Here is a 7,128-nt window from a genome sequence, read left to right on the forward strand (position 1 = left end):
CAAGACCGAGACCGAGACCGAGATTGAGGAGAGACATGACCGACACCCAGGTGCGCGAGAAGACCCCGGTCGACTTCTGGTTCGACCCGCTCTGCCCTTGGGCCTGGATGACGTCCCGTTGGATGGTCGAGGTCGAGAAGGTCCGCGACGTCGAGGTCCGCTGGCACGTGATGAGCCTCGCCGTTCTCAACGAGAACAAGCTCGACGAGCTGCCCGAGGTCTACCGCGAGCTGCTCGGCCCCAAGGGCTGGGCCCCGGTGCGCGTGGTCATAGCGGCCCAGCAGAAGCACGGTGAGGAGGTGACCGGCAAGCTCTACACGGCGCTCGGCACCCGCATCCACAACGAGGACAAGGGTCCGACCCGCGAAGTGATCGCCGAGGCGCTGGCCGAGGTCGGCCTGCCGGCCGAGCTGCTCGCGTACGCCGACTCGGACGAGTACGACGAGGTGCTGCGGGCCTCGCACAACGACGGCATCGACCGGGTCGGCCAGGAGGTCGGCACCCCGGTGATCTCCGTTCCGGGCGTCGAGGGAGACGTGGCCTTCTTCGGCCCGGTCGTCACCCCGACCCCGCGCGGCGACGCCGCCGCCCGGCTGTGGGACGGCACCCTGCTCGTCGCCTCCACCCCGGGCTTCTACGAGATCAAGCGCACCCGTACCAAGGGCCCCTCCTTCGAGTAACGCCGGGTACCGCACGCAGAAGGCCCCCTTGAGTCACGTCCTCAAGGGGGCCTTCTGATGGACACGCCCGCACGCGAAGGTTGAGAAGACGATCACGAGGCGGACGGGCTGGTGGGACTGATCAGCCCTTGGCGGGGATCAGCAGCGGGGTGTTCGCCTTGGCGTCGGCGTAGCGCTTCGCCACGTCCTGCCAGTTGACGACGTTCCACATCGCCTCGATGAAGTCCACCTTCTGGTTCTTGTACTGGAGGTAGAAGGCGTGCTCCCAGGCGTCGAAGACCAGGATCGGCACCGAGGCCTGGCCCACGTTGCCCTGGTGGTCGTAGATCTGCTCGACGATCAGGCGCCCGCTGATGGGCTCGTACGCGAGCACGCCCCAGCCGGAGCCCTGCGTCGCGGAGGACGCGAAGGTCAGCTGCTTCTTGAAGGCGGCGAAGGAGCCGAAGGACTCGGTGATCGCGGCCGGGAGCTCTCCCAGGCCGTCCTGCTCGTCCGGGATGCCGCCGCCTTCACCGGTCTTCGGGCTGGCCATGTTGTGCCAGTAGATGCTGTGCAGGATGTGGCCGGAGAGGTGGAACGCGAGGTTCTTCTCCAGGCCGTTCAGCGCGCCCCAGTTCTCCTTGGCGCGCGCCTCCTCCAGCTGTTCCAGCGTGGTGTTGGCGCCCGCGACGTAGGCCGCGTGGTGCTTGTCGTGGTGGAGCTCGATGATCTGCGGATTGATCACCGGCTCCAGCGCCGCGTAGTCGTAAGGAAGCTCAGGAAGCGTGTAGATGGCCATGCGTGTGTCCGGTCCCCTCGGCGTGCCAACTGCTTATTGCAATCAATGCGCAACTGCACGCTAGCAGCATCTATTCCGCGTCACACGTAAGGGTTACCTGAGTGCGAGGGCGTACGCAGAAGGCGGGCCCCGTGCCTGTGCACGGGGCCCGCCGCTCGGGTCCTGCTGCGCATCGGCCGCCGGGGCCTCGATCAGGCGCGCCGCGCCCGGAGTTCGCGGACGCCCGCCACCGCGAGGACCACCGCGGCCGCGCCCGAGGACCACAGCAGCTGCGGCCGCGCGGAATCGTCGAACAGCATCAGGACCAGCACCGCCGCCATCCCGATCAGCGCCGCCCAGGTCGCGTACGGGAACAGCCACATCGGCAGGGTCAGCCGCTCCGGCATTTCCCGCTCGATCCGGCGGCGCAGCCTCAGCTGGGAGACCGCGATCAGCGCCCACACGAACAGCAGCACCGCGCCGACCGCGTTGAGCATGTAGAGGAAGATCGTGTCCGGCCACAGCAGGTTCAGCACCACCGACACGAAGCCGAAGGCCACCGACGCGAACACGGCCCGGCGCGGCACCCCGCCGCCCGAGACCTTCAGCAGCGCCCGGGGTGCCTCGCCGCGTTCGGCCAGCGAGAACACCATGCGCGAGGACCCGTACAGGTTCGCGTTGAGCGCCGACAGCAGGGCCACGAACACCACGATGTTCATGATCTGGCCGGCCGCCGGGATGCCGATGGAGTCGAGGACGGCGACGTACGGGCTCTGACCCGGCTTCAGCGAGTCCCACGGCAGCAGGGTCACGATGACCAGCATCGAGCCGACGTAGAAGAAGAGGATGCGCCACACGGCACTGCGCACCGCGCGGGCCACCGACCGCGCCGGGTCGTCCGACTCGGCGGCCGCGATGGTGACGACCTCCAGGCCGCCGAAGGCGAAGACGACGGCGAGCATGCCGGCGATCACCCCGCCGATGCCGGCCGGGAAGAAGCCGCCCTGGCCGGTGAGGTTGGCCATGCCGACCGGGTCGGTGTCCGGGAGCAGACCGAAGACCGCCAGGGTGCCGAGGATCAGGAAGAGCACGATCGCGCCGACCTTCAGGGCGGCGAACCAGAACTCGAACTCACCGAAGTTCCGCACGGCGGCCAGGTTGCTGAGGGTGAAGACCACCATGAAGAGCAGCACCCAGACCCACTGGTCGATCGAGGGGACCCAGCCGTTCGCGATCTTCGCGGCGCCGGTGGCCTCCACGGCCAGCACCACGACCAGCAGGAACCAGTACAGCCAGCCCGCCGAGAAGCCGGCCCAGCGCCCGAGCGCCCGCTCCGCGTAGACGGAGAACGAGCCCGAGGCGGGCATCGCGGCCGACATCTCGCCGAGCGCCCGCATCACCAGCATCGCGAGGACGCCCGCGAGCAGGTAGGAGCAGATGATCGCGGGACCGGCGATGCCGATGCCGGCTCCGGAGCCGACGAAGAGCCCGGCGCCGATCACGCCGCCGAGGCCCAGCATGGTCAGGTGGCGCTGCTTGAGGCTGTGGCTGAGGGGTTCCGCGGGCAGTTCGCCCGTCGTGGGAGGTGCTTCTTGCAGGGGCTCACGCATCAGGGAGTGCTCGTACTCTCGTTCGGCCCAGCGGTGATGGGGTTCCGCGACAGGATTGGCGGGATCCCACAGTCTTGCTGAGCGGCGGTCGTCCGCGCAAAACGGACGTGTTGTCTGATGTTCCTCGTGACGAGGATCACGTCGACCCGGGTGTGTGGGGCGGGCTTTGTGGTATCCCCACCAAGCCGGGGGGCACGGCTTTGTCCCGGGCGGAGGTGGGGGCGGCGGCGGACCGCGGACTAACGTCGGTGATCGTCCTGCCCCCGCCACCCCGTGGAGCCCCCCGATGAGCACTGCTTCCGTTTCCCTCCGGCCCGGCGCCGTCCTCGCCGATCTGCTGCCCGCGAGCCGCGTCCGCGACATCGCGCTCGTCGTCGGCGGCGCCGCGCTCACCGGGCTGGCCGCTCAGATATCGGTCCACGTCGACGGCCTGGCCGCGCCGATCACCGGTCAGACCTTCGCCGCGCTGCTCGTCGGCACCGCGCTCGGCGCCGGCCGCGGTTTCCTCTCCCTCGCCCTCTACACCCTGGTCGGCATGGCCGGTGTGCCGTGGTTCGCGGGCGGCGGCTCCGGCGCCGGCGGCGCGACCTTCGGGTACGTCCTCGGCATGCTGCTGGCCTCCACCCTCGTCGGCGCCCTCGCGCGGCGCGGCGCCGACCGCTCGGTGCTGCGTACGGCCGGCACGATGGTGCTGGGCTCCGCGGTGATCTACGCGGTGGGCGTGCCCTACCTGATGGCCGCCACCGGGATGTCCCTGGGCGTCGCCGTGGCGACGGGCCTGACCCCGTTCCTGATCGGGGACGCCCTCAAGGCCGCGCTGGCCATGGGCGCCCTGCCGACCGCCTGGAAGCTGGTCGGCCGCCGGGGCTGACCGGCCGCCCCCCTTCGTACAGCAGCCCCGGACCACCACGCTGTGGTCCGGGGCTGCTGCCGTGCGGGCGGGCTTTACCGCGGACTAGCGACGCGCGGCGGACCGCCGGCGGAAGTCCAGCACCAGGCCGACGGCCACGACCAGGCCGGCGACCAGGGTGGACAGCGTGACCACCTCGCGGTTGGCGTCGTCCACGAACATGTAGCCGATCACGAACGTGATCAGTGCGGCGGTGGCCCAGGTCAGCCACGGGAAGAACCACATCTTCACGGTCAGCTTCTCCGGGGCCTCGCGGACCAGGATGCCGCGCATCTTCAGCTGGGTGAAGCAGATCACCAGCCAGACGAAGAGCGCGATGGCACCCGAGGAGTTCAGCAGGAAGGTGAAGACCGTGTCCTTGAAGGCGTAGTTGAAGTAGACGGCGACGAAGCCGAAGACCGTGGAGCCCAGGATCGCGGCCACCGGCACGCCCTTGGCGTTGACCTTGGCGAACGCCTTCGGCGCGTCGCCCCGCTCACCGAGCGAGAAGGCCATGCGGGAGGCGGTGTAGAGGCCCGAGTTCAGGCAGGACAGCACGGCGGTCAGGACGATGACCTCCATGATCGTGCCGGCGTGCGCGATGCCGATCGAGTCCAGGGCGGCGACGTACGAGCCCTTCTCGGTGATCGACTTGTCGTTCCACGGGAGCAGGGTCAGCACGATGAAGATCGAGCCGAGGTAGAAGACGCCGATCCGCCAGATGACGGAGTTGGTCGCCTGGGTGACCGCCTTGCGGGGGTTCTCCGACTCGCCGGCCGCCAGCGTGACGATCTCGCTGCCCATGAAGGAGAAGACGACCATCAGCACGCCGGTGAGGACGGCGCCGTAGCCGTTGGGGAAGAAGCCGCCGGCGTCGGTCAGGTGCGCGAAGCCCGCACCCGGGTTGTCGGAGCCCGGCAGCAGGCCGAAGACGGCCAGCATGCCGACGATCACGAACGCGCCGATGGCGACGACCTTGATGCCCGCGAACCAGAACTCGAACTCACCGTAGGAGGCGACCGAGCCGAGGTTGGTGACGGTCAGGACCGCCATCACGATCAGCGCCCAGCCCCACTGCGGGACGGCCGGGATCCAGCTCTCCAGGATGGCCGCACCGGCGGTGGCCTCCACGGCGAGCACGACGACCCAGAAGAACCAGTAGAGCCAGCCGATGGAGAAACCGGCCCAGCGGCCGAGCGCCCGGTCCGCGTAGGCGGAGAAGGATCCCGAGTTCGGGCTGGCGGCGGCCATCTCGCCCAGCATCCGCATCACGAAGACGACCATCGCGCCGACCAGCGCGTAGGAGATCAGGATGGCGGGGCCGGCCTTGGCGATACCGCCACCGGAGCCGACGAAGAGGCCGGCGCCGATGACGCCGCCAATGGCGATCATGGACAGGTGGCGGTTCTTGAGACCGGCCTTCAGACCGTCGGAGGGCAGACCGTCACCGGGGTTACCGGCGGTGGGGTCGCCTTCCTTCTGAAGGGTCGTCGTGGAGCTCATGGACGGATCCTTAGGTTCTCGGGTTGCGAGCCCCGGCATTGAAACCTGAGATGAACGCAGGACGGAAGACCTCAATCCGGATCGTTGCCTCAGGACGAACGTCCAGGACCAAAGCCCCACCGTGTCCCATCTGCGTTCTTTGGGTTTACTTGAGCTTGAGAAGTGACTTACGCGACACCCGCTGCGGGCTGTCGGGCCACCTCGTGCCACACTCGTCCCATGCGCGTGTACCTCGGATCCGACCATGCCGGCTTTGAGCTCAAGAACCACCTGGTGGACTGGCTCAAGAACAACGGCCACGAGCCCGTCGACTGTGGGCCCCACATCTACGACGCGGTGGACGACTACCCGCCGTTCTGCCTCCGCGCCGCGGAGAAGACCGCCGCGGACGCCGACAGCCTCGGCATCGTGATCGGCGGCTCCGGCAACGGCGAGCAGATCGCCGCGAACAAGGTCAAGGGCGTCCGCGCCATCCTGGCCTGGAGCGTCCAGACCGCCCAGCTCGGCCGTGAGCACAACAACGCCAACGTGATCTCCGTCGGCGGCCGGATGCACACGCAGGAGGAGGCCGTCAGCTTCATCGAGGCCTTCCTGGCGACCCCGTACTCCGGCGAGGAGCGCCACACGCGCCGCATCGACATGCTCTCCGCCTACGAGCAGACCGGCGAGCTCCCCCCGATCCCGGCCCACCACCCGCAGGGCTGATTCCGCTTCCGGCCGTGCCCCCGGGACGGGATTCCCGGGGGCACGGCCGTTCTGTTTCTCAAGGAGCCGTGCCGTGCCCGAGGGGCATACGATCCACCGCCTCGCCCAGGACCACACCCAGCGCTTCGCGGGGCGCGAAGTGAGGGTGAGCAGCCCCCAGGGCCGGTTCGCCGAGAGCGCGGCCCAGCTCGACGGGCGCCCGCTGGAGAGCGCCGAGGCGCACGGCAAGCACCTGTTCCTGGAGCTGGGCGACGCCTGGATCCACATCCACCTCGGTCTCTTCGGCAAGCTCGGCTTCGGTCCCGCCCCCGCGCCGCCCGCCACCGACACGGTCCGGCTGCGGCTGCTCAACGCGGAGCACTACGCCGACCTGCGCGGTCCGACCGCCTGCGCGCTGATCGCCGAGGGCGAGAAGAAGGCGATACACGACCGCCTCGGCCCCGACCCGCTGCGCGGCGGCGACGACCCCGACCGCGCCTGGGCCCGGATCTCCCGCTCCCGCACCACCGTCGCCGCCCTGCTCATGGACCAGAAGATCGTCGCGGGCGTCGGCAACGTCTACCGCGCCGAGGTCCTCTTCCGGCACGGCATCGACCCGTACCGGCTGGGCAAGGACCTCTCCCGCGCCGAGTGGGACGCCATGTGGGCCGACCTGGCCGCCCTGATGCGCGAGGGCGTGCGCAACAACCGCATCGACACCGTCCGCGACGAGCACCTGCCCGAGGCGATGGGCCGCCCGCCGCGGGTCGACGACCACGGCGGCGAGGTGTACGTCTACCGGAGGGCGAACATGCCCTGCCACATCTGCGGGGACGAGATCCGCACCGCCGATCTCGCCGCCCGCAACCTCTTCTGGTGCCCGACCTGCCAGTCCCGCTAGGTCACACCCCCTAGACGAGTAAGTCCGAAGTCTTCGGGCGCATGAAGCGAGGGTCTCGTTGATCCGTTTGTGACGACAGATCTCGAAACCCTCGCGACAGCACT

7 protein-coding genes are annotated in these 7,128 nt (G+C 69.3%); 4 read left to right on the forward strand and 3 right to left on the reverse strand.

Features of this window, described 5'->3' with window-relative positions:
• Window positions 1–35: 35 nt before the first annotated feature.
• Entirely contained in the window at window positions 36–680 is a 645-nt protein-coding gene (locus tag ACZ4TV_RS18260) for a mycothiol-dependent nitroreductase Rv2466c family protein (RefSeq protein ID WP_468135679.1), read from the forward strand.
• Window positions 681–801: 121 nt separating this feature from the next.
• Here ACZ4TV_RS18260 and ACZ4TV_RS18265 read toward each other — a convergent pair whose 3' ends face one another.
• Together ACZ4TV_RS18265 and ACZ4TV_RS18270 are read right to left on the reverse strand one after the other, a co-directional pair.
• Entirely contained in the window at window positions 802–1,458 is a 657-nt protein-coding gene (locus ACZ4TV_RS18265; protein ID WP_468135680.1) for a superoxide dismutase, read from the reverse strand.
• Window positions 1,459–1,649: 191 nt separating this feature from the next.
• The gene (locus ACZ4TV_RS18270; protein ID WP_468135681.1) at window positions 1,650–3,047 is read right to left on the reverse strand and encodes an amino acid permease; all 1,398 of its coding nucleotides are present in this window, start codon (window positions 3,045–3,047) and stop codon (window positions 1,650–1,652) included.
• Window positions 3,048–3,333: 286 nt separating this feature from the next.
• Between ACZ4TV_RS18270 and ACZ4TV_RS18275 the strand changes: the two genes are divergently transcribed.
• Window positions 3,334–3,918: a biotin transporter BioY gene (locus ACZ4TV_RS18275; protein ID WP_468135682.1), complete on the forward strand. Its 585-nt coding sequence runs from the start codon at window positions 3,334–3,336 to the stop codon at window positions 3,916–3,918.
• An 84-nt stretch (window positions 3,919–4,002) separates the two neighbouring features.
• Here ACZ4TV_RS18275 and ACZ4TV_RS18280 read toward each other — a convergent pair whose 3' ends face one another.
• Window positions 4,003–5,439, reverse strand: a complete 1,437-nt coding sequence (locus ACZ4TV_RS18280; RefSeq protein ID WP_468135683.1) for an amino acid permease — start codon at window positions 5,437–5,439, stop codon at window positions 4,003–4,005.
• A 219-nt stretch (window positions 5,440–5,658) separates the two neighbouring features.
• Between ACZ4TV_RS18280 and ACZ4TV_RS18285 the strand changes: the two genes are divergently transcribed.
• Complete coding sequence (locus ACZ4TV_RS18285; RefSeq protein ID WP_468135684.1) at window positions 5,659–6,144, forward strand: ribose-5-phosphate isomerase; 486 nt, start codon at window positions 5,659–5,661, stop codon at window positions 6,142–6,144.
• A gap of 73 nt (window positions 6,145–6,217) precedes the next feature.
• A complete protein-coding gene (locus tag ACZ4TV_RS18290) occupies window positions 6,218–7,024 on the forward strand; it encodes an Fpg/Nei family DNA glycosylase (RefSeq protein ID WP_468135685.1) in 807 nt (268 codons plus the stop codon).
• The last annotated feature ends 104 nt before the right edge of the window (window positions 7,025–7,128 follow it).

The organism is Streptomyces sp. NPDC028910, assembly GCF_055564955.1.